The sequence below is a fragment of the Microlunatus panaciterrae genome (assembly GCF_016907535.1).
Taxonomy (GTDB): domain Bacteria; phylum Actinomycetota; class Actinomycetes; order Propionibacteriales; family Propionibacteriaceae; genus Microlunatus; species Microlunatus panaciterrae.
Genome location: NZ_JAFBCF010000001.1, coordinates 1,595,048 through 1,615,412, shown reverse-complemented (window position 1 = coordinate 1,615,412; position 20,365 = coordinate 1,595,048). Strand labels below are relative to the sequence as shown.

General features: G+C 67.4%; 20 protein-coding genes. 11 read left to right on the top strand and 9 right to left on the bottom strand.

What is annotated here, in order from left to right:
- Positions 1-34 precede the first annotated feature (34 nt).
- From JOE57_RS07325 to JOE57_RS07295, 7 genes are read right to left on the bottom strand one after another with little or no spacing between them, the layout of a single operon-like run.
- Positions 35-1,210 (bottom strand): glycosyltransferase, encoded by a 1,176-nt coding sequence (locus tag JOE57_RS07325; RefSeq protein ID WP_204917069.1) that lies wholly within the window; start codon positions 1,208-1,210, stop codon positions 35-37.
- A 7-nt stretch (positions 1,211-1,217) separates the two neighbouring features.
- Positions 1,218-1,796: an acyltransferase gene (locus JOE57_RS07320; protein ID WP_239578874.1), complete on the bottom strand. Its 579-nt coding sequence runs from the start codon at positions 1,794-1,796 to the stop codon at positions 1,218-1,220.
- A gap of 2 nt (positions 1,797-1,798) precedes the next feature.
- Positions 1,799-2,917, bottom strand: coding sequence for a non-hydrolyzing UDP-N-acetylglucosamine 2-epimerase (gene wecB / locus JOE57_RS07315; protein WP_204917067.1), 1,119 nt, complete (start codon positions 2,915-2,917; stop codon positions 1,799-1,801).
- An 11-nt stretch (positions 2,918-2,928) separates the two neighbouring features.
- Positions 2,929-3,540 carry a GNAT family N-acetyltransferase gene (locus tag JOE57_RS07310; protein ID WP_204917066.1) on the bottom strand — a complete coding sequence of 204 codons (612 nt, stop codon included), beginning with the start codon at positions 3,538-3,540 and terminating at the stop codon, positions 2,929-2,931.
- Positions 3,541-3,543: 3 nt separating this feature from the next.
- Entirely contained in the window at positions 3,544-4,659 is a 1,116-nt protein-coding gene (locus JOE57_RS07305; RefSeq protein ID WP_204917065.1) for a polysaccharide biosynthesis C-terminal domain-containing protein, read from the bottom strand.
- On the bottom strand, positions 4,656-5,687 hold the full coding sequence (locus JOE57_RS07300; RefSeq protein WP_239578873.1) for a polysaccharide biosynthesis protein: 1,032 nt from the start codon (positions 5,685-5,687) through the stop codon (positions 4,656-4,658). Before JOE57_RS07300 ends, JOE57_RS07305 begins: the two co-directional genes overlap by 4 nt.
- Entirely contained in the window at positions 5,684-6,928 is a 1,245-nt protein-coding gene (locus tag JOE57_RS07295) for a glycosyltransferase family 4 protein (RefSeq protein WP_204917064.1), read from the bottom strand. Before JOE57_RS07295 ends, JOE57_RS07300 begins: the two co-directional genes overlap by 4 nt.
- Positions 6,929-7,088: 160 nt before the next feature.
- Here JOE57_RS07295 and JOE57_RS07290 point away from each other — a divergent pair, with 160 nt between their 5' ends.
- The 3 genes from JOE57_RS07290 to JOE57_RS07280 all read left to right on the top strand — a co-directional run bounded on the left by JOE57_RS07290 (position 7,089) and on the right by JOE57_RS07280 (position 10,437).
- Positions 7,089-8,246 carry a DegT/DnrJ/EryC1/StrS family aminotransferase gene (locus JOE57_RS07290; protein ID WP_204917063.1) on the top strand — a complete coding sequence of 386 codons (1,158 nt, stop codon included), beginning with the start codon at positions 7,089-7,091 and terminating at the stop codon, positions 8,244-8,246.
- Entirely contained in the window at positions 8,243-8,842 is a 600-nt protein-coding gene (locus JOE57_RS07285; protein ID WP_204917062.1) for a sugar transferase, read from the top strand. Before JOE57_RS07290 ends, JOE57_RS07285 begins: the two co-directional genes overlap by 4 nt.
- A 140-nt stretch (positions 8,843-8,982) precedes the next feature.
- Positions 8,983-10,437, top strand: a complete 1,455-nt coding sequence (locus JOE57_RS07280) for a tyrosine-protein kinase domain-containing protein (protein ID WP_204917061.1) — start codon at positions 8,983-8,985, stop codon at positions 10,435-10,437.
- A gap of 640 nt (positions 10,438-11,077) precedes the next feature.
- On the opposite strand, the gene JOE57_RS07275 is transcribed toward JOE57_RS07280, so the two are convergent.
- A complete protein-coding gene (locus JOE57_RS07275; protein WP_204917060.1) occupies positions 11,078-12,028 on the bottom strand; it encodes a beta propeller repeat protein in 951 nt (316 codons plus the stop codon).
- Between the two features lie 106 nt (positions 12,029-12,134).
- Here JOE57_RS07275 and JOE57_RS07270 point away from each other — a divergent pair, with 106 nt between their 5' ends.
- Positions 12,135-12,710 (top strand): arsenate reductase/protein-tyrosine-phosphatase family protein, encoded by a 576-nt coding sequence (locus tag JOE57_RS07270; protein ID WP_204917059.1) that lies wholly within the window; start codon positions 12,135-12,137, stop codon positions 12,708-12,710.
- 400 nt (positions 12,711-13,110) lie between these two features.
- Positions 13,111-13,863, top strand: a complete 753-nt coding sequence (locus JOE57_RS07265) for a GNAT family protein (protein ID WP_338041210.1) — start codon at positions 13,111-13,113, stop codon at positions 13,861-13,863.
- Between the two features lie 74 nt (positions 13,864-13,937).
- Here the strand turns inward: JOE57_RS07265 and JOE57_RS07260 are convergent, their stop codons facing one another.
- Positions 13,938-14,450, bottom strand: coding sequence for a histidine phosphatase family protein (locus JOE57_RS07260; protein WP_204917058.1), 513 nt, complete (start codon positions 14,448-14,450; stop codon positions 13,938-13,940).
- A gap of 117 nt (positions 14,451-14,567) precedes the next feature.
- On the opposite strand from JOE57_RS07260, the gene JOE57_RS07255 reads away from it, so the two are divergent.
- From JOE57_RS07255 to JOE57_RS07230, 6 genes are all read left to right on the top strand, one after another.
- Positions 14,568-15,239: a nucleoside/nucleotide kinase family protein gene (locus JOE57_RS07255; protein WP_204917057.1), complete on the top strand. Its 672-nt coding sequence runs from the start codon at positions 14,568-14,570 to the stop codon at positions 15,237-15,239.
- Between the two features lie 301 nt (positions 15,240-15,540).
- Positions 15,541-16,737 (top strand): IS30 family transposase, encoded by a 1,197-nt coding sequence (locus tag JOE57_RS07250; protein ID WP_204917056.1) that lies wholly within the window; start codon positions 15,541-15,543, stop codon positions 16,735-16,737.
- A gap of 613 nt (positions 16,738-17,350) precedes the next feature.
- On the top strand, positions 17,351-17,824 hold the full coding sequence (locus JOE57_RS07245; RefSeq protein WP_338041209.1) for a nucleotidyl transferase family protein: 474 nt from the start codon (positions 17,351-17,353) through the stop codon (positions 17,822-17,824).
- Positions 17,821-18,588 carry a CDP-alcohol phosphatidyltransferase family protein gene (locus tag JOE57_RS07240; RefSeq protein ID WP_239578872.1) on the top strand — a complete coding sequence of 256 codons (768 nt, stop codon included), beginning with the start codon at positions 17,821-17,823 and terminating at the stop codon, positions 18,586-18,588. The genes JOE57_RS07245 and JOE57_RS07240 overlap by 4 nt, the downstream gene beginning before the upstream one ends.
- The gene (locus JOE57_RS07235; RefSeq protein WP_204917054.1) at positions 18,588-19,016 is read left to right on the top strand and encodes an FAD synthase family protein; all 429 of its coding nucleotides are present in this window, start codon (positions 18,588-18,590) and stop codon (positions 19,014-19,016) included. The genes JOE57_RS07240 and JOE57_RS07235 overlap by 1 nt, the downstream gene beginning before the upstream one ends.
- Positions 19,017-19,087: 71 nt before the next feature.
- The gene (locus JOE57_RS07230) at positions 19,088-20,278 is read left to right on the top strand and encodes a DUF1972 domain-containing protein (protein WP_204917053.1); all 1,191 of its coding nucleotides are present in this window, start codon (positions 19,088-19,090) and stop codon (positions 20,276-20,278) included.
- The last annotated feature ends 87 nt before the right edge of the window (positions 20,279-20,365 follow it).

The following is a 20,365-nucleotide window of genomic DNA, read 5'->3' as shown; positions in this document are numbered from 1 at the left end:
TGTGCAGGGACGAACGCACCATCGCCACAGATTGTCAGGAGTCTGGCGTTTCCTTGACCAGACTCGCTGCGATGCTGTCGGCGGATAGCCAGGAGTTCACTTCTAGCCGAGAGAGTCGGCCTTCACCCGAGTAATCGAAAGTCATGAGGACCTCCTGGAGCGCTCTCTGAAGCGCACGGACTTCATGTCCCATGGTGAGCGGGTAGTACAAGCCGGTCCCAGGTCGAATGAGATGCCCCACGAGATCATTCTCCGGAAGGACGACCGGAAGGCCGGTCCCCATCGCCTGCTGGATGGTGATCGCGGGGTTCCGTGGCCAGACGGCAAGGTCAGCTGCATTGAAAATCGCATTGAGCTCCTGGGAGTCCACAAACCCCATGACCGTGACTCGGTGTGAGTGAGGCGACCCGGCGATCTGCTCCTCAAGCTGTTTCGAATGAGTGGACGAGTCGGCGCCGACGAGGATCAGTCGCAGGTTCTGGTTTTGTACCGCTAAGTGCTCGAATGCAGAAATCAGCCAGTCGAGCCTCTTGCGCTGCTCGAACTTGCCTGCGGCCAAGATGACGCGTTCATCTTCGGTGAAGCCAAGTCGGGCTCGCGTCGCCTGTCTGAGGTCGTCACTGAAGAAGAACCGCTCCGGTGAGTAGGCCAAGGGCATGACTTCCATGGGTGAGCCCGCTCTGAAGGCGCGGAGCCTGTTCAGCGTGTTCGGGGTATAGCCGTACGTCTTATCAGCGCGAGCATTGACGAACGCGTAAACGACCCCCTTGGACATCGCGAAGGCTGTCCCTTTGAGCATCCGCTGCAAGCGGCTCAGATGTCCCCACATCGCTCGGTTGTCGCCGTAGAGTACAACCCGCCGAGCCGGATTACGTGTCAGGCTTGGAGCCACCGAGAAGATCTGTCCAGGCATCACCTGCACCACGAGATCGTACGGTCGATCGGACAGGTAGCGGGCGGCTTCGGTGGACCAAACCATAGATCGTTTCTCGCGTGCGGCGAACCTTGTCACGGTGACGCCGTGCTCTTCGCGGCTGCCGATCTGGTAATCACGGTCCATACCCAGCTTCGAGAGGTGAGTATCGTTGAATGCTGGGCTGACGCGGTTCGAGGCCACCACTTCGGTGTCAGCAATCTTCGCGAAGGCTGTGGCCAGCGCCGTCTCCTGATAGCCGCTGAACCAGTCGAAGTAGCCTGCGATGATCAACACACGCGCTCTAGTTTGCGTCATGCGTCTCGTACTTCTCTCGGCTTTCTGCGAAGCGAGGGCTAACGAGAGGGCCCTCAAGCATGGCGAGGTGCAACTCCTTGCTGCCCGGATCGGTGAACCGGGCACGAAGCTTGGCTGCAGGGGTGCCGGCCCAGATCTCACACGCCGGAATGTCTTTAGTCACCACCGCGCCGGCCGCGACTATAGCGCCATCGCCGATGGTCACGCCGCGCATCACAATGACCCCATGACCCAGCCAGACGTCTCGACCGATCACGGTCGCGTGCTGCGCAGGACGGCCGGAGAACTGCATCGGGACGCCCGGATCTGACCAGTTGTGATCATCCCCGACGATCGCCACATTCGAGGCCAGCATTGTGTAACGACCGATCTCGACCAACGGCGCAATGTTGCAGTGGCGACCGACGAAGACGTACTCATCCGCTTGGAGGTCTGTGGCGACGTGAGAAGACGGGTGCACATAGGCCGTCGGGTCGACACGCGACAGGCGCCGTCGCGCGATCACCAGCCGGTTGCGTGCGAGCCGCAGTGACTTGTAGAGGTTGCTGCTGCGGGCTAGAGCCATTCTCATTCCCTGATGCCCGACCAGGCACGATGCCGGCGTGCGGTGGACAGGATGAACCGCACGGCCCGGTCGGAGGTGTTGTCGATCAGGTAGTCGACGGGGGTGAGCCTGCTCACTCCACGCACCGGGCGGTCCGAACCCATGATCAACGAGACGGCCTCGGTCACGTCGTGCGCATCGAGCCCGGTCATCATGATGCCCGCCGTGTCGAGGGCTTCTGGCCGCTCGATCGAGTCGCGCAAGGTGATGGCAGGAAAGCCCAGGATCGTCGACTCTTCAGCGATGGTGCCCGAGTCGGACAGCACACAGGCAGCACCGAGTTGGAGACGGTTGAAGTCGTGGAATCCGAACGGCTCGTGAAAGGTGATGCCCTCCGGCTCGCTCCAGTCGGGCAGCGCCTCGAGGCGCTTACGGGTGCGGGGGTGCGTCGAGACATAGACCGGCAGATCCCACTTCTCCCGGACAGCCACCAGACATTCCAGCAGCATCCGCAGCCGTTCGGGGGAGTCGACGTTCTCCTCCCGGTGCGCGCTGACCAGGAAGTAACCGTTTTCGACCAGGCCCAACCGGTCCAGCACGTCGGAGGCCTCGATCTGCTGCTGGTAGGCGTTCAGCACCTCCCGCATCGGTGAACCGGTGAGCAGGATCCGCCGTGGGTGCAGGCCTTCGGCCAGCAGGTTGCGGCGGGCGTGCTCGGTGTAGACCAGGTTGAAGTCGGCGACATGGTCCACCAGCCGTCGGTTGGTCTCCTCCGGGACGTTCTCGTCGAAGCACCGGTTGCCAGCCTCCATGTGATACACCGGGATCCGCATCCGCTTCGCCATCACAGCGGCGATGCAGCTGTTGGTGTCGCCGAGGACCAGGACCGCATCCGGCCGCTCCTGGGTCAGCACCTCCTCGGCCCGGATCAGGGTCTCGCCCAGCACCCGGCCGAGCGAAGAGGTGTCGACGCCCAGCAGGTGATCGGGCTTGCGGATGCCGAGATCCTGGAAGAAGACCTCGTTCAAGGCGTAGTCGTAGTTCTGGCCGGTGTGGACGAGCACGTGGTCCACGGTCTCGTCGAGACGCGTGATCACCCGAGACAGCCGGATGAGCTCGGGGCGCGTCCCCACAATCGTCATGACCTTGAGCATCAGTTTCCGTTCACCGAGATCGTGTAGCGGTTCATCGGACGCCCTTCACGCGTCTCGAAGCGGTCCGACAACACCCAGCCGGCCGCCTGGTAGAAGCGATTGACCGCGTCGTTGCCCACGGCGTCCGTGGTCAAGAATGCCTTATCCGTGCCTCGAGAGGCGACTTCGGCGACCCAGGCGGCCAGCAGTCGCCTGCCCAAGCCGGTACCGCGGACGCCAGGATCGACACAGATCGAACTGAGCAGCGCGCCGTCGGCGCCCTCGGGCGTGTCCCCGCGATAGGTGACCGCGCGCAGCAGCCGAGGCACCGCGCGCGGGTTAGTCAGGGCGGCCCGGACGCTGGCGGCGGCGAAACCCGGCCAACGGTTGCGCACCAGTCGGCCGAAGAACCCGGCCGGTTGGGTGGTCCCCACCACGGCACCCTGCACTGCGCCCGACCCGTCGTGCGCGACCACCGTCACGGCGTCGTCGTCGGACAGGAACCCGCGGTAGAACTGGACCAGGAACGGCTCGCCCAGGGTGCTGAGGAAGAAGCCCGGGAACGCTTTGCGGTGCAGCCGGGCCAACGGCTGCACGTCGGCGTCGGTGAGCGGGCTGAGGAGCACCGACATCGGCTACGACCTCACGCCGGCGGCTGGGGCGAGCACCGGCTCGGCGAAGGTGTCCGGGCTGGCCGGATTGAACAGCTCATGGGTCCAGAACAGTGTCGTCAGCTCGGTGCTGCCCGTGTTGGTGATGTTGTGCACCCACATCGTCGGCATGTCGACGATGCTCGGCTGGTCGCCGGTCACGTCAAAGCTGACCACCTCGTCGCTGAACATCTTGCGCAGCGAGATCCGGGCCTGCCCGCTCAGCACCACGAATCGCTCGACCTTGCGCAGGTGGAAGTGCTCACCGCGGGTGATGGCCGGCTTGGTGGTGGAGACAAAAGTCTGCCCCTGTCCGCCGTGGGCCCTAACGACCTCCACCAGGCTGCCCCGGTTGTCCGAGCGGGGCGTCAGCCCGATCGGGTAGTGGGCCGGGAACCGGGCGGCCCGCAGCGTGTTGAACAGGTCGATGTCGAGATCGGTGAGCAGCGGCGGGATGTCGCCGGTGTCGTAGAGCTGGTTGAAGGTGCGGAGGGTGTCGAACACACCCTGCACCGTGGTGGCCGTGCCGGCCGGGCTCAGGCTGGTGGACGCGGTCTCGGACAGGGCGCCGATGAGGGCGTCGGCGGCACCCTGCACGTGCAGCAGGTCCACCGGCCGGTCGCTGATCTGCGGTGTCTCGCCGTTGACGACCGCAGTGACGAACGTCGCGACGAAGGAGTTGTACTGGGGCCGGCCGTGCTCGCCGAACAGGTTGGGCAGGCGGACGTCGACGTAGATGGAACCGGTCTGCCGAGCGGTGGCAGCGAGCAGATCGGACGCCGCGCTCTTGCCTGCACCGTACGGGGTGTCGTTGCCCGACTGGATGGAGTTGGCGAAGACCACGGTCGGGCTGCCGCCAGCGGCCAGGACAGCAGCGGCCACGTCCCGGGCGAGCTGCACGTTGCCCTGCTCGACCTCCTCCGGAGTCGCCCGGTTGACCCCGGCGATGTGGATGACCGCGTCGACATCCTTGACGAGCTCCGGCAGCTGTGACCACGAGTCACGGTCCACGGCGACGACCTCGTGCTCGGTGAGCGCACGCAGCCGTACCCGGGTGTGCCAGCCGAGAAAGCCTCCGGCGCCGGTCAACAGCACCTTCATCGGTCGGCTCCGATCAGCCGGCGGACCTCAGGCAGCGTCCGCAGCAGCTTCTGGGTGGCCTCGACGTCGAGCCGCTCGGTGTTCTCCGAGGTGTAGTCGTCCAGCTCGACCTCACGCTGCTCGCCCTCCTCGTAATACAGCTCGTACTCGAGCGAACGCGCGTCGAGCGGGACCCGGAAATAGTCGCCCTGGTCCACCGCCTTGACCCGTTCCTCGCGGGACAGCAGCGTCTCGTGCAGCTTCTCGCCGTGCCGCGTCCCGATCACCTGGACCTCGGGGGCCTCGTCACCGAGCAGACCCGCCACAGCGCGGCCCAGCACCTCCACCGTCGAGGCCGGCGCCTTCCGGACGAACAGGTCGCCGGGCTCGGCGTGGGTGAAGGCGTACTCCACCAGGTCGACCGACTCCTGCAGCGACATCAGGAACCGGGTCATGGTCGGCTCGGTCAGGGTGAGCGGCTTGCCCGCCTGGATCTGGTCCACGAACAGCGGGATCACCGAACCGCGGGAGTACATCACGTTGCCGTAGCGGGTGATCGAGACGGTGGTCTTCGAGTGCGGGTTGTTGCGGGCGAAGGCCTGGGCGGTCTTCTCCATCAGCGCCTTGGACATCCCCATCGCATTGACCGGGTAGACGGCCTTGTCGGTGCTCAGGCACACCACCGAACGGGCACCGGCTGCCGCAGCGGCCTCGATCACGTTGTGGCTGCCCTGCACGTTGGTCTTCACCGCCTGTTGCGGGAAGAACTCACACGACGGCACCTGCTTGAGGGCGGCCGCATGGAAGACGAAGTCGGCACCGATGAACGACTCGGCGACGCTGTCGAAGTCGCGGACATCGCCGAGGAAGAAGCGCAGCCTCGAGTCGGAGAAGCGCTTGCGCATGTCGTCCTGCTTGGCTTCGTCCCGGGACAGGATGTGAACGGTGTCGACACCGCGGGTCAACAGGTGGCGGACCATCGTTGAGCCGAACGAGCCCGTCCCGCCGGTGATAGCCACCGTCGCGCCGGCCATTGCATCCGAAGTCATCTACCGTTCCTCCTTGAGGCTGCCCTCTGGAGCAGAGCCTCGATCCTGGTCACACCCTGATCGACTGAAAAGGTGCGTTCGTAATAGTCCCGACCGATGGCGCCGAGCCGGTGCAGCTCGGGCCGGCCCAGACGACAGGCGGCGCTGATCGCGTCGGCGATGCCTGCCACGTCCTCCGGGTGGGCGGTGAAGCCGGCGCCTGACTCTCGGACGACGCCGGCGACGTCACCCTCGGCCGCCACCAAGATGGCGCGGCCGGCGGCCAGCGCAGCCTGGGTCTTGCTCGGCATCGTCACCGGGGAAAGGGCGTGGGTCCGCAGCCCCACGTAGTTGAGGTCGCCGGTCGCCATCAGCTGGGTCATCTGCTCCTGCGGCAGCCGCCCGACGAACCGGACGTTGTCGGCACCGATGGTCACCGCCTGCGCTCGCAGGGCGCTCTCGGCGACCCCCGAGCCGGCGATGACGCAGACGAAGCGGGGGTCGTCCACCTTGGCGCAGGCATCGATCAGCGTCGACAGGCCCTGGGCCTCGCCGAGCGCTCCCGCATAGAGCAGCACGACCTGGTCCTCGGCGATGCCCAGCTCTGCCCGCAGGTTGCCATCGCTCGGGTGGAACACCTGTTCGTCGGCCCACATCGGCACGTAGTGGAGCTTGTCCTGGGGCACGCCACGGTCCTGCAGCACCCTGCCGACGCCCGGGGAGATGTAGGCGACCGAGCTGGCGGCGGCGTACATGCCCCGGCACCAGGCGCCCAGTCCCTTCTCCAGCAGAGTCGACAGCCGCCCGCCCGAGGCGAACCCGCCCGCGAACACCGTGTCCGGCCAGAGGTCGAGCACGTGCACGACGGAGGGGATCCTCAGCCGGAAGCGGGCCGCCCACATGGGCCAGGCGACGGTGATCGGGGAGTAGTTCACCCAGAGTGCGTCCAGGCCCCGCAGGGCACCGACTCCGAAGGCGGTGGCCGACGCACCGAACGAGGCGTAGTTGGCAAACCGTCGCACCGCGGAGGCGTCGTGGTTGGCGTACAGGGCGACTCTGCGGACGTCGATGTCGTCCAAGCGTTCGTCCAGGCGCCGGGACATCGTGTAGCCGTCGGCGAGCACGCCGGTGGGGTAGTTGGGGAAGCCCGTCAACACCTGGACCTCGTGGCCTCTGGCGCGGAGCCCGCGGGCCAGCACACCGGGAAGAGCGGCCGGGCCCGGCTCGGGGTCATACCACTGGGTCAGGAGTCCGACGCGCATCGCTTCGGGCTCCTCTCTCGCGTCCTTGGGTAACGTCGGTGCGACGTACGACCCGCTGCTTCCGCCACCGCGTTAGTGTCGGCCCCCTCCGAAGCCGTATCGTACAGGCCGAATGACGCTAGCCCGAGTCACGCCCAGCGAAGCCACGAGAGGAGCCGGCATGAGCGCCGAAGACTTTCTGCCGTTCGCGTTGCCTGACATCGGCAAGGAGGAGATCGAGGCGGCCGCCGACGCGATGCGCAGCGGGTGGCTGACCACAGGTCCCCGCGCGGCAGCCTTCGAGCGCGAGTTCGCGGAGTTCCTGGGGGAGGGCGTGCATGCGGTCGCGCTGAACTCGGCCACCGCCGGCCTGCACCTGGCGCTTGAGGCGGTGGGGATCGGGCCGGGTGACGAAGTCCTGGTGCCGACCTGGACCTTCACCTCGACGGCGGAGGTCGTGCGTTATCTGGGTGCCGATCCGGTGATGGTCGACGTCGATCCGGTGACGCTCAACCTCGACCTCGAAGCAGCGGCCGCGGCCGTGACGCCGCGCACCCGGGCCGTGATGCCGGTGCACTTCGCCGGCCTGGCCGTTGACCGCAGCGGCCTGGAGAAGCTGGCCCGCAACTGTGGACTGATCGTGGTGGAGGACGCCGCCCACTCGTTTCCCACCGTGTCGGCCGGCTCATTGGTGGGGGCGGGGGCGAGCGAGGCCGTCGTGTTCAGCTTCTACGCCACCAAGACCATGACGACCGGGGAGGGTGGAATGGTGGTCACGTCCGACCCCGACGTGGCCAAGCGGATCCGCACCATGCGGTTGCACGGCATCAGCCGAGACGTCTTCGACCGCTATCGCAGCACGGTGCCCTCCTGGCAGTACGAGGTGGTGGCGCCGGGTTTCAAGTACAACCTGACCGACCCGGCCGCCGCGATGGGTCGCGTCCAGCTCGGCCGGGCCCACGAGATGCGCGACCGGCGGGGCGCGATCGCCGCCGTCTACGACGAGGCTTTCGCCGACCTGCCGTTGGAGCTGCCGGCCCACGCCGATCCGGGTGACGTGCACGCGTGGCATCTCTATGTGACCCGGCTGACCGCCGACGCCGCTGTCGGCCGTGACGCCTTCATCGAGGAGATGGCCAGGGCCGGTGTCGGCTGCAGTGTGCACTTCATCCCGCTGCACAAGCACCCCTACTGGCGTGACCGCTATGCGCTGACTGATGAGCAGTTCCCGGTGGCGTCGGCACAGTTCGAACGGGTCGCCAGTCTGCCGATCTTCTCCAGCATGTCCGACGCCCAGGTGGATCGAGTGGTCCGGGCGGTGCGCCGGGTGCTCGGATGACGGTCGATCCCAAGCGGGTCTTCGACGTCGCCGTGTCCGGGGTCGGTCTCGTGCTGGCCTCCCCGGTGCTGGCCGGAGTCGCGGTCGCGGTGCGGCTGGACAGCCGAGGCCCGGCGTTCTTCCGGCAGGAGCGGGTCGGCCGCAACGGTGAGCTCTTTCGTATCCACAAGTTTCGCAGCCTTCGCACCGATATGCCGGGGGCGCTGATCAGCCCCACGCACGACCCACGGATCACCCGGGTGGGGGCCGTTCTTCGGCGCACCAAGCTGGATGAGCTGCCCCAGCTGCTGGATGTCCTCGCCGGCCACATGAGCCTGGTTGGTCCCCGGCCGGAGGTCCCCCGCTATGTCGAGCTGTGGCCGGCGGCGGAGCGTGAGTTGATCCTGTCGGTGAGACCGGGCATCACCGACCCCGCGTCGGTCGCGCTGCGGAACGAGGCGGAGGAGTTGGCGGGCGCCGAGGACCCGGAGCAGCACTACGTGAGCGTGCTGCTGCCCCGCAAGGTCGCGATGTATGCCGACTACGTGCGCAGCCGCAACTTCCTCGGCGATCTTGGCATCATCGCCTCCACCCTGCGTACAGTGCTAAGAGACTGATCGGAACGGTTGCCTGCGAGGCGATTCCGTACTGACGCCCGGGGGCGGCCAGCCAATGGATTTGTGCGTCATGCACACCAGATGTGGAAAGATTGCCCGGGTTCCCTGCAGCGGCAGGGTGAGGAAGGCTGGTTTGCTCTATGGAACTGCGCGACTATCTGACGATTCTCCGTCGGCGCTGGATCACGGTCGTCGTGGTCACCTTGGCCACTGTTGCGGCGGCAGCCGCACTCACGCTGACGATGACCCCGCAGTACACGGCGACCACCCGCCTGTTCTTCGGCGTCCAGGGTGGAGAGTCGGTGACCGATATGGCGCAGGGCTCGACGTACACCGAGAAGCAGATGAGCTCCTATGCCGAGGTGGCGACCTCGCCCCTCGTCCTGGACCGGGTCATCAAGGACCTGAACCTCGACACGACCTCGGGCGGACTGGCGGGCCACGTGAGCGCGACCGCGCCGACGGGCACCGTGATCCTGGAGATCTCCGCCACCGAGACCGACCCCAAGCTTGCCGCTCGGATCGCCAACTCCGTCTCCGAGCAGCTGACCGCCGTCGCTGGTGACCTGTCGCCGGAGCGTCCCGACGGCTCCGAGGCTGTCCGGGCCACCATCCTGGCCAAGGCGCAGGTCCCTGGCGCTCCGTCCGCTCCCAGCGTGAAGCGCAACCTGGCGCTGGGGCTGCTGCTCGGGCTGCTGCTCGGCATGGGCGTCGCCCTGCTGCGCCACCTGCTGGACACCAAGGTACGCAGCGAGCAGGACGTGCAGGCGCTCACCGACAGCGCAGTGCTCGGCATCGTGCCGTTCGACATCAGCACCCCGAACCACCCGGTGGCGATGCATGACGACCCGCTGGGCGCCCGCTCGGAGGCGATGCGACGGCTGCGCACCAACCTGCAGTTCGTAGATGTCGCCGAGCACGCCAAGTCGATCGTCGTCACCTCCTCCATCCCGGGCGAGGGCAAGTCGACCACCACCATCAACCTGGCGGTGTCGCTTGCGGATGCCGGTCAGCGCGTGCTGCTGGTCGACGCCGACTTGCGCCGTCCGTCGGTGGCGGAGTATCTCGGGCTGGAGGGTCGCGCCGGCCTCACCACCGTCCTGATCGGCCGGGCCGACCTGGACGACGTGGTGCAGCCGTGGCAGCAGAGCTCGCTGGACATCCTGCCGGCCGGGCAGATTCCGCCGAACCCGAGCGAGCTGCTCGGCTCGAAGGCGATGCAGCACCTGATGGAGCAGCTCAGCCAGCGCTACGACATGGTGCTGCTGGACAGCCCGCCGCTGCTCCCGGTCACCGACGCCGCCATCCTGAGCAAGTTCGCCGGCGGGACTCTGGTCGTCGTCGGTGCAGACCGCATTCACCGGCCGCAGCTGCGCGAGGCCCTGGAGTCCCTGACCACCGTGGACGCCAATGTGGTGGGCATCGTGCTGAACAAGATCGCCCGTCGCGACACCAGCGCCTACGTCTACGACTCGAGCTATGCCCCCGAGGACGAGGTGACCTTCCACCCGGCCGCCGCCCCGCCCCAGCGGGCCCAGGCCGCCGAGCCCGACGCCCTCACCGCCGCCTGGGAGCGCCAGGACCAGCACATCTGATCCGTGCCCTGAGCCGGGTGTCCGCGCCTGAGCTTGTCGAAGGGCGCCCGGGAGCACTGTCACCCGCGCCCTGAGCCTGTCGAAGGGCGCCCGGGAGCACTATGACCCGCGCCCTGAGCCTGTCGAAGGGCATTGAGCCGCTGGAAGGGCGACCTCTTCACCCGCGCCCCGGAACGGCTCCCTCTCCGCAGACCCTCGCCACACCATGCAGACGTCCGGGTCCCTGCACAGTGCAGCGAAGGTCTGCACGGACGGGTCGTGAGTCGGTGCCAAGCCCCTTGATGCTCACGTCGCCCTTGGCTGCGTACCCGCCAGCATGATGCGGTGACCTCCCGGCTCCGTTCCTGGAGAACGTCGAGCGGCGATCCTCCGATTCCATACCCGACGCCGTCGATGGGCCCGACCCCTGCCGATCGGCGTACCAACTCCGTACCCCCTGACCGTCGACGTGAGACGCGTCGACGGGCACAGGGCACGACGAGCCCCACACGGCCAAGGAAACTGTCACTCAGCCAGGCAAATTGCCCTGGCCACGTGACTGTTTCCCAAGTCGACTTGGGAAACCGACATACGGACTTGCCGGCCAGAGCGACACACCGCAAAACGGGAGGCCGACATACGAGCAGCAGGGCGGGGGCCCTCACCAGGTCTTGCCGGAGTCGCGGGAGACGGCCACGTCGGGGCCGGCCCAGACCCAGATGCTGCTGCCGCGCTTCGCGACGGCGATGTCGGCGGGGCTGGGGGCGGGGACCGGGGCGCAGCGCCTGGTGTCCTTCACCTTCTCGGCCTCGGCGTCGAAGGTGGTGACGGTGACCCCGTTGCAGCCGTCCGTGACTCCGGCGGCGACGTAGCTGCTGCCGTCCGCCCCCAGTGCCGAGGCGCCGGCAACGGTGCCGATCGTGTTCCAGGACTTGCCGGAGTCGGCGGTCGTCAACACCGAACCGTTCGAGCAGAGCACGGCCGCGTGCTGGTCATCGGAGGCCGCAAGGTCGTTCAGCTGGTCCTTGCACGGCCGGGAGCGGTCTCCGCCGGCCGCGTGCACCTGCGTACGGTCCCGCGGGGTGAGATACCAGGAGCCCCTGAGGTTTGCGTTGCGGCCCTCCCACTCGGCCCCGTTGGAATAGGAGATGAGGAACTCGGCCTTGCAGTCGGTCATCCCGCCGATCGCGAACAGGGTGTTGCCGTCGAGCGCCTTGATCCGGGTCACCGGACCCAGCTCGGGGCTGGTGGTCCTCGTCCAGCTCTGGCCACCGTCCTCGGTGACCTCGACCCGTCCGGGGGTGTCGCAGTCGCCGATCGTCGCCCGCCAACCCTGGCTGTCGCTCGCGACCGAGATCAGTCGCTTGGTCCGAGCAGTGGGGGTGGCGCCGTCCGACGGCTCAGCGGCCGCACTCGGTTGAGGGCTGGGGGAGTCGCTCGGCTCGGCCGACGCGCTGTCGGACGGATCGGACGAACTCGAGGGGTCCGCCGGACCGGCGGACACGGGAGCCGCGGGGCGCCCCAGCAGGAGCGCGATCAGTACAACGTTGAGGAGCAGCAGCGCAGCAATGGCGATGATCGGCCCGACGTTGTCCTTGGCCCAGTTTTTCACAGGGGTGAGCATAGCGGGGTGGGATCTGGCTCGGTCGCGCCTTGCGGCCACCTAAGGTTAATACGGTCACGTATCGTGACGCCGCCGACGACCGCAGAGGAAAGCCTTGTCCACTGGAACTGACCTGGAGCCCGAATTCTCTGTCCTGACCGTCTGCACCGGCAACATCTGCCGGTCTCCCGCGGTGGAACGTCTCCTCGCGGCGTCGCTCGGACCCACGGTGTCGGTCGGCTCCGCAGGTACCCAGGCGATGGTCGGTCAGCCCGTCTCGCCTCCGATGGTGCCGTTGGTCGAGGCCGAGGGCGCCTCGACGGCCGGGTTCGCCGCACGCCAGCTGACCGAGCAGCTGATCCGCCCGGCAGGGCTGGTGCTGGCGATGACCCGGGCCCATCGTGGAGCCGTGGTGGAGATCTGGCCGGGCGCCGTCCGGCGCACCTTCACCCTGCGCGAGTTCGCCCGCCTGCTCGAGGGCGTCGATCCGGCCGCGTTGCCCACCGGAAGCGTCGCCGAGCGGCTGCGGGCCGCCATCCCGCTCGCCGCGGGCCAGCGTGGCCGCGTCAAGGTCGCGCCCGCCGATGACGACGTGATCGACCCCTACCGTCGGGGCGACGAGACGTACGCCCAGTCATTCGCCCAGCTGCTGCCCGCGGTGCAGACCATCGCCCGCATCATCGCTGGCTGAACAGGCTGGTTCGGTACGCTGCGGCCCGTGGCGTTCGTACGACATGGATAGGTCCTCGGACCCACTCCCTCCACAGCGAGGGTCGGCCGATCCTCGGGCGGGCGCCGCCCCAGGAGCGGATCCATCTGTCTTTCGCCTCCGGCCCTCAAGCCCTGTGAGTCCTCACCGCTGGTATCCAATGGCGTTCTCCCCCTCAGCAGTCCGCACTCTGCTGACGTTCCTCATCCCGGTCGGGCTGGCCACCACCTTGCCGGTCACTGCGCTGACGGGGCAGACCGAGCCCGACTCGCCTTCGCAATAGCCGCACTCGTCGTCGTCTTGGCCGCCCTGACCCTGACCCACTGGCTGGTGGCCATCCGTCGCTACGCCAGCGCCAGTTCCTAGGTGAGATCCTACGGTCGTGGAAGACCCTGTGATCTCGACGTTCGCCGAGCGGCCCGAGTACATCGAGCGGGTCGCCCAGATGGCCGACGCCTGGCCGGGGTTCATGCGGCACGGCATCGTGTCCAACGCCCTCTTGTGGCAGGTGGTGCCGTCGTTCCCGGAGCTGTGTGTGGTGGCCACCGTCGACGACGTCCCGATCGCCCGGGCGCGGGCCGTGCCGTTCGCGCTGCGGGCCGCGGGCCGGGGCGAGCTGCCGGACGACGGCTGGGACCGGGTACTGAGCTGGGCGTTGGCCGACAAGATCACCTCGATCCGGCCGGACACCGTGAGTGCTCTCGAGATCGCGGTCGACCCGGCGCATCTGGGTCAGGGTCTGTCGATGGCGATGCTGGCGGAACTGCGTACGGCCGCCGCCCGAGCCGGCTTCAACGAGCTGGTCGCGCCGGTCCGGCCGACACACAAGCACCGCCAGCCCACGATGCCGATGGACGTCTACGCCGCACAGCTGCGTGGTGACGGGCTCCCGCTCGATCCGTGGCTGCGGGTGCACGTCAGGGCCGGCGGTCGGATCGAGCGGGTGGCCCATACATCGATGGTGATCGCCGGTTCACTTGCCGCCTGGCGTGGCTGGACCCGGCTCCCGTTTGACCGCTCCGGTGAGGTGGTGGTGCCGCAGGCGTTGGTGCCGGTGCGGTGCGAGGCGGAGCACAACTATGCCGTCTACGTCGAGCCCAATGTCTGGGTCAGGCACACCCTGATCAACGGTTGAGGTGTGATCAACAGGCGAGTTGATCAACAGGCGAGTCGATCAACAGGCATGGCGAGCGGCGACTGAAGGACAGGTCAGCGTGCTGGCTCAAGGCCGTTCCAGACAAGGCAGGACCAGCCGGACGAGTCCACCTCGATCATGACCGTCGCTCCATCTGCCAACGGATGTCGCTGCACCAGATCCGGCGAGATGTTGCGGCACCGGCCGGTGAGGGCGCGGGTGATCACGCCTCGGTGAGTGATCAACACCACCGTCTCACCACGGTACTGGTCGGCGATCTCCTCGACGAGCGCCGCCACTGGCACAGGGTCGCCGTACGGCACGTCGCGGTGGTCGTCGCGCTCCCGGAGCCGGTCGTCAGCGTGCACCGGCAACTGCAGGACCTCCGACACGATGGACGCCGTCTCCGCGGCCGGCGAATCGGGGCCGGCCCATAAGCCGGCCACCGAGGTCGGACGCAGCGACTCCGCCAGCTGCCGAGACTGGACACGTCCACGCTCCGACAACCCGCGTTCCCCTCCGCCTGGTCCGAGGACTTCGCCGGGACAGCCGAAGATGATCTTGGCAGGACATTGCAGGTCGCTCATCGGTCGCCGCCCGACCGGCTGCGCATCATGCGCCCATCATGACAGGTGGGCAGTGCGGGACCGATCATGCCGCCCGTCCGGTGCTCGCAACTCGCGCGGCGGCTAGCCTGGTCCGCTATGGAGCAGATCTCGTGGCCAGGCCGGGGGTTCGACACGCTCGTGGGGCGCGCCACCGCGCTGCTGCAGCGCCCCGGCCGCGCCGTACTGGGCATCGCCGGCGCCCCGGGGAGCGGGAAGTCCACGCTCGCCGACGAGCTGACGGCCGCCATCGATGACGACTTCCCCGGCCAGGTGGTGCAGGTGGGCATGGATGCGTTCCACCTGGCGCAACGGGTGCTGAACCGACACGGACTGGCCCACGTGAAGGGTGCACCCGAGACGTTCGACTGCTACGGCTACATCGACCTGCTGGAGCGGATCCGAGAGCACACCGACCATCCCGTCTATGCGCCGGAGTTTCGTCGGGAGATTGAGGAGTCGATCGCCCACGCGGTGGAGATCGCCCCCGCGGTGCGGCTGGTGGTGACCGAGGGCAACTACCTGCTGCTCAACGCCGAACCCTGGGACGGGGTGCGGTCCCGACTCGACGAGGTCTGGTTCGTGCACCTGCAGGACTCGATCCGGCGGAGCCGCCTGCAGGCTCGGCACACGCACTACGGCCTCGGAACCGATGCGGCCGAGACCAAGACCCTGGGCAGCGACGAGGCCAACGCGCGGCTGGTCAACTCGTCCCGCGGCAACCCGGATGTCTGGGTCGAGGTCAACGCCGATGCCCCGGTCGACCTCTGAGCCTCTCCGCGCCCTGAGCCTCTCCGCGCCCTGAGCCTGTCGAAGGGCTCTTCGTGGTGCCTTGGGGGAGGGACGCTTCGACAGGCTCTGATCCGAGCACAGTGGCGTGCCGTGCACCGAGACGCCCGCGGCCGTGAAGGGGATGCTCCTGGCGTCATGTTGTGGGGTAGGTCGGGCATTGGAGGACGGCAGCCTGTCCGGCGACGTTGTGCAAAAACTCGCGTTCTGTCGAGTTCTTGGTCGGGATCGGCGCTTGGGTTCAGGGGGTCAACGCAACGCTCTTTCTGTTGGGGGTGTTGTGATGGCTGGTGTTGGGCGTCCGAGGATTGCGGTGGAGGTGCAGCGTCGGTTCTGGCGTCTGGTGCGTGGGGGTGTGGCGGTGGAGGTGGCGGCGGGGAGTGTGGGGGTGTCGAGGGGCACTGCCGGTCGGTGGTTTCGTCATGCTGGCGGGGTGATTCCTTCGGTCGTCGGGGAGCCTTCGGGGCTGCGGTTGTCGTTTGCTGAGCGTGAGGAGATCGCGTGTCGTCGGGCGGCTGGTGGTGGGGTGCGTCAGATCGCTCGGGAGATCGGGCGCGATCCGGCCACGGTCAGTCGGGAGCTGCGCCGTGGTGCGGGCTGGTCGCGTAGTGGTTATCGTGCCTCGGTGGCTCAGGGTCAGGCGGATCGGCGGGCGGCTCGGCCGAAGGTGGCGAAGCTGGCAGCCGGGGCGCGGCTTCGAGATGAGGTGCAATCTAGGCTGATGGCCAAGCACAGCCCGGCCCAGATCGCGGCCCGGCTGCGGGAGGACTTTCCCGACGATGCGGAGATGCGGGTGTCGCACGAGACGATCTACCAGTCGCTGTATGTCCAGGGCCGTGGGGCGCTGAGGCGAGAGCTCACCGGGTGTCTGCGGACCGGGCGGGCGCTGCGGAGGCCGCGCCGTGACCCGTTGGTGCGGCGTGGCCGGATCGCGAACATGGTCAACATCAGCGAGCGGCCCGCCGAGGTCGCCGACCGGGCCGTGCCGGGCCACTGGGAGGGTGATCTGATCATCGGGGAGAACTCCGCCTCGGCGATCGGCACCCTGGTCGAGCGGATGACCGGCTTCGTGTTGTTGCTGCACCTGCCCGGCCGGCACGGCGCGGTGGAGGTGGAGCAGCAGATGATCGCCACGATCGGGCAGCTGCCGAAGCTGCTCGCCAAGACCGTCACCTGGGACCAGGGAATCGAGATGGCCAACCACGCCAACATCACCCTCGCCACCGACATCGCCATCTACTTCTGCGACCCGGCCTCACCCTGGCAACGCGGCAGCAACGAGAACACCAACGGGCTGCTGCGCCAGTACTTCCCCAAAGGCACCGACCTGTCGGGCTACCACCCCGACTACCTCGACTACGTCGCCAACCAGCTCAACGACCGCCCCCGCAAACGACTCGACTGGAAAACCCCCAAAGAAGCCCTCAACGAACTACTCTCACAACCGATCGATCCACACGGTGTTGCGTTGACCAGTTGAATCCACCGCGCTGTTGGGCTGCAGAAGTCGCGTTCTGCCGAGTTCTTGGCCGGGATCGGCGCTGTTGGGCAGAAGTCGCGTTCTGTCGAGTTCTTCGTCGGGATCGACGCTGTGGGCCGGCAGAAGTCGCGTTCTGCCGAGTTTTCGATCGGGATCGACACCTTGCCGGTCCAAGGGTCGGGCCAGCGCAGGGCCGCCCGTCCGTGGGGCGTCGGACGCGACCCGCACGAGCTGAACACAGGTCGGCAACGGACGAATCGGCGCGTCAGCGGGGTGCCCGTCAAGTTCCGCCGCTCAGGGACGCTGGTTGCTCCGGCGATGATGCGCCGATTGGTGTGTTCGTCACCGTCCAACAGGTGGTGCCTGCCCACGCACACAGGGTGAGGCTGTCGAAGGGCTCTTCGTTGGTGCTTGGGAGCCGCTCTTCGACAGGCTCAGAGCTCGTGGGTTGAGTCGGTGCCCTGAGCTTGTCGAAGGGCTCTTGGTAGAGCGGGGGTCGCTCCTCGAGGGGCTCAGAGCGCGTGGGGTCGCTCCTCGCCGGGCTCAGAGCGCGTGGGTTGGGGTGTGGCGGTGGTCACTGGCGAAAATCTGGAAGATTGTGTGGGGCGCCTACATGAGGGCGTATCGGTTTGGTAGTGTTCAGTTCTGTACCGGTGAGCCATTGGGTACACATTCGGGGGAATTCGGGGGAATTCGCATGATCTGCGGTTATTTGGCACGTTCTTTTGACCTGCTGAACGTACGCGACTTGGATCTGATCGCGCAGTCGAGGTCTCTCTGCGACAGTCTGACGCTGGCAGTGCTGCGCGACGACACGGTCGAGAGATATCTGGGGCGCCCGCCGGTGGTGCCACTCACTGAACGTCTTGAGCTGGTCCGCCACCTACGTGGCGTCGACGAGGTGGTCGTCCACCATGATCATGAGTTCGTCGAGAATCTCGACCGGTTCACGGTCTTCGCTGTCGAAGGGGAGCCGGTCTTCATTGACCACCCGGTCGCCCCGGTGCTGCTCACCGCTGAGCGCCAGACCGACAGCTGGATGTTGCAGGACGCGCTCCGGGTCGACCCTCAGTCTTCGGTCGCATGATGACCGCCGAAGCAGCAGAAGCGACCGGCTTCGTCGCCGCGCTCGACCAGCTGCGCAGTGCGCAGAAGGGGTCGAAGGGCGCGCCGCCCTACTCGCTCTACGTCAACCGGCCGCTGGGACGCTATCTCGCGGCCGCGGCCTACCAGCTCGGCATGACGCCGAACCAGGTCACCGCGGTCAGCGCCCTGTTCACGTTCAGCGCCATCGCGGAGCTCGCAATCTTCAAGCCGACGTTGTGGACCGGGCTGCTCGTCTGCCTGGGTCTGGTACTCGGCTATGCCCTCGATTCTGCGGATGGGCAGCTGGCCCGGCTGCGCGGCGGGGGCAGCACGGTGGGTGAGTGGCTGGACCACATCATCGACTCGGCGAAGGTCTCCGTGCTGCACCTGGCCGTGCTGATCACCGCCTTCCGGCACTTCGACCTCCCGGGTGAGGCCTGGCTGCTGGTCCCGATCGGGTTCACGCTCGTCTCCGCGGTGCACTTCTTCGGCATGATCCTGAGCGAGCAGCTGGCTCGGGTGCACCGCGCCAAGCTGGGACTTCCGGCCCCGGCGAAGGTGGCCACGACACCGCTGCGGTCGCTGTTGAAGCTGCCGACCGACTACGGCGTGCTGTGTGCGCTCTTCCTGCTGTTGGCGGTGCCGACTCTCTTCCTCTGGGTCTACACCGCGCTGGCGGTCGCTTCGGCCGGGTACCTCCTGCTCGTACTGGTCAAGTGGTACCGCGACATGGTCGCGCTGGACGGACCGAGGAGGGCCGCCTGATGGACTCGACAACACCGGTCACCGGCTACGTCCCGGGTGCGTGGGACATGTTCCACATCGGGCACCTCAACATCCTGCTGCGCGCCCGTGACCTCTGCGACCACCTGGTGGTGGGAGTCGTCACCGACGAGGTGTTGCACGCGGCCAAGGGCAAGTGGCCGGTGGTGCCGCTGGCCGAACGGATCGAGGTGGTGGAGGCGCTCGACATCGTCGACAAGGTCGTCACCGACTACTCCAGCGACAAGCTGGACGCCTGGCGCCGCTACGGGTTCGACGTGCTCTTCAAGGGAGATGACTGGCGTGGCACGGCGAAAGGGGAGAAGCTCGAGCGGGACATGACTGAGGTTGGAGTACGGGTGTGCTACTTCCCCTACACGGTCCATACCTCCAGTACGGTGCTGCGCAGCCTGATCGCGGATCGCAGTTGATGGAAACTTAGGTACACTCTTCCCCGACCGCACACAATTGATCTCCGCGGGTCGGCGGAAAGGACTCAACCATGCGCATCGCGCTCATCGGTACGCGAGGCGTGCCCGCCCACTATGGCGGCTTCGAGACGGCTGTCGAGGAGGTTGGACGGCGTCTGGCCGATCGTGGACACGAGGTGGTCGTCTTCTGCCGACCGACCGGTGACGGCGACCGGGCGGATGAATATCTGGGCATGCGCCTGGTGCACCTGCCCGCCCTGCACCGCCGTTCGCTCGAGACGCTCAGCCACACCGCCCTGTCGGTGGTGAACCGCGCGATGCGCGGGGTGGACGCTGCCGTGCTCTTCAACGCCGCCAACTCCCCCCTGCTCCCGGTCATCCGGGCCCGCCGGATCCCGGTCGCCACCCACGTCGACGGGCTGGAGTGGAAGCGCGCCAAGTGGGGGCCGGTCGGCCAGCGCTACTACCGGGCGGCCGAGTCGCTGGCGGTCCGTTGGTCCGATGCGCTGATCGCGGATGCGCAGGGCATCGCCGACTATTACCGCGAGGAGTTCTCCGCGCCCACCAGTCTGATCGCCTACGGCGCCCCGATCCTGACCGACGGCGAGAGCGACCGGTTGGAGGAACTGGAGCTCGCCCCGGGCAAGTACCACCTGATGGTGGCCCGGTTCGAGCCGGAGAACCATGTCCACGAGATCGTTGCCGGCTACTGCCGCAGCTCGGCGACGCTGCCCCTGGTCGTCGTCGGTTCAGCGCCCTACTCCAACGAGTACACCGCCAAGATCCACGGTGCCGCCGACGGCCGGGTGCGGTTTCTCGGCGGGGTCTGGGACCAGGCCCAGCTCGACCAGCTGTACGGCAATGCGCTCACCTACCTGCACGGTCACTCGGTGGGCGGCACCAACCCGTCGCTGCTGCGGGCGGCCGGCGCCGCCACCTTCACCATCGCCTTCGACGTGGACTTCAACCGCGAGGTGCTTGGTCAACCGGCGGCCTACTTCAACTCCGAGGACGACATCGCCGAGGCGCTGGTGGCAGCGGAGGAGGACCCCGCCGGCACGCAGCAGCGAGGCAAGGCCCTTCAGGAGGCGGTCAGGCGCTACGACTGGGACGACGTCGCCGGCCGGTACGAGGAGCTCTGTCGGCTGCTGGCCGCCGGCGAGTTCTCCCGCCGCCGTCCGAGCGGCCGACGCTCACACACTGCCCGCGGGCATGCTGCCCAGGGGGAGCTCCGGCCACGTCGCCGGTCGGACGCCCGCTGAGCGTGGTGACCGTTACCTGTTCGTTGCCGAAGCGGCATAACGAAGCAGGTTTACTACGATAGGCTGACTTTCGTTCCTTACATCCAC

Excerpts from the sequence above, each read along its gene's own strand:
- JOE57_RS07320 (WP_239578874.1), bottom strand. The coding sequence starts at position 1,796 with ATGGCTCTAGCCCGCAGCAGCAACCTCTACAAGTCACTGCGGCTCGCA.
- wecB (WP_204917067.1), bottom strand. The coding sequence starts at position 2,917 with ATGACGATTGTGGGGACGCGCCCCGAGCTCATCCGGCTGTCTCGGGTG.
- JOE57_RS07310 (WP_204917066.1), bottom strand. The coding sequence starts at position 3,540 with ATGTCGGTGCTCCTCAGCCCGCTCACCGACGCCGACGTGCAGCCGTTG.
- JOE57_RS07305 (WP_204917065.1), bottom strand. The coding sequence starts at position 4,659 with ATGAAGGTGCTGTTGACCGGCGCCGGAGGCTTTCTCGGCTGGCACACC.
- JOE57_RS07300 (WP_239578873.1), bottom strand. The coding sequence starts at position 5,687 with ATGACTTCGGATGCAATGGCCGGCGCGACGGTGGCTATCACCGGCGGG.
- JOE57_RS07295 (WP_204917064.1), bottom strand. The coding sequence starts at position 6,928 with ATGCGCGTCGGACTCCTGACCCAGTGGTATGACCCCGAGCCGGGCCCG.
- JOE57_RS07290 (WP_204917063.1), top strand. The coding sequence starts at position 7,089 with ATGAGCGCCGAAGACTTTCTGCCGTTCGCGTTGCCTGACATCGGCAAG.
- JOE57_RS07285 (WP_204917062.1), top strand. The coding sequence starts at position 8,243 with ATGACGGTCGATCCCAAGCGGGTCTTCGACGTCGCCGTGTCCGGGGTC.
- JOE57_RS07280 (WP_204917061.1), top strand. The coding sequence starts at position 8,983 with ATGGAACTGCGCGACTATCTGACGATTCTCCGTCGGCGCTGGATCACG.
- JOE57_RS07260 (WP_204917058.1), bottom strand. The coding sequence starts at position 14,450 with ATGAGCGACCTGCAATGTCCTGCCAAGATCATCTTCGGCTGTCCCGGC.
- JOE57_RS07255 (WP_204917057.1), top strand. The coding sequence starts at position 14,568 with ATGGAGCAGATCTCGTGGCCAGGCCGGGGGTTCGACACGCTCGTGGGG.
- JOE57_RS07250 (WP_204917056.1), top strand. The coding sequence starts at position 15,541 with ATGGCTGGTGTTGGGCGTCCGAGGATTGCGGTGGAGGTGCAGCGTCGG.
- JOE57_RS07245 (WP_338041209.1), top strand. The coding sequence starts at position 17,351 with ATGAGGGCGTATCGGTTTGGTAGTGTTCAGTTCTGTACCGGTGAGCCA.
- JOE57_RS07240 (WP_239578872.1), top strand. The coding sequence starts at position 17,821 with ATGATGACCGCCGAAGCAGCAGAAGCGACCGGCTTCGTCGCCGCGCTC.
- JOE57_RS07235 (WP_204917054.1), top strand. The coding sequence starts at position 18,588 with ATGGACTCGACAACACCGGTCACCGGCTACGTCCCGGGTGCGTGGGAC.
- JOE57_RS07230 (WP_204917053.1), top strand. The coding sequence starts at position 19,088 with ATGCGCATCGCGCTCATCGGTACGCGAGGCGTGCCCGCCCACTATGGC.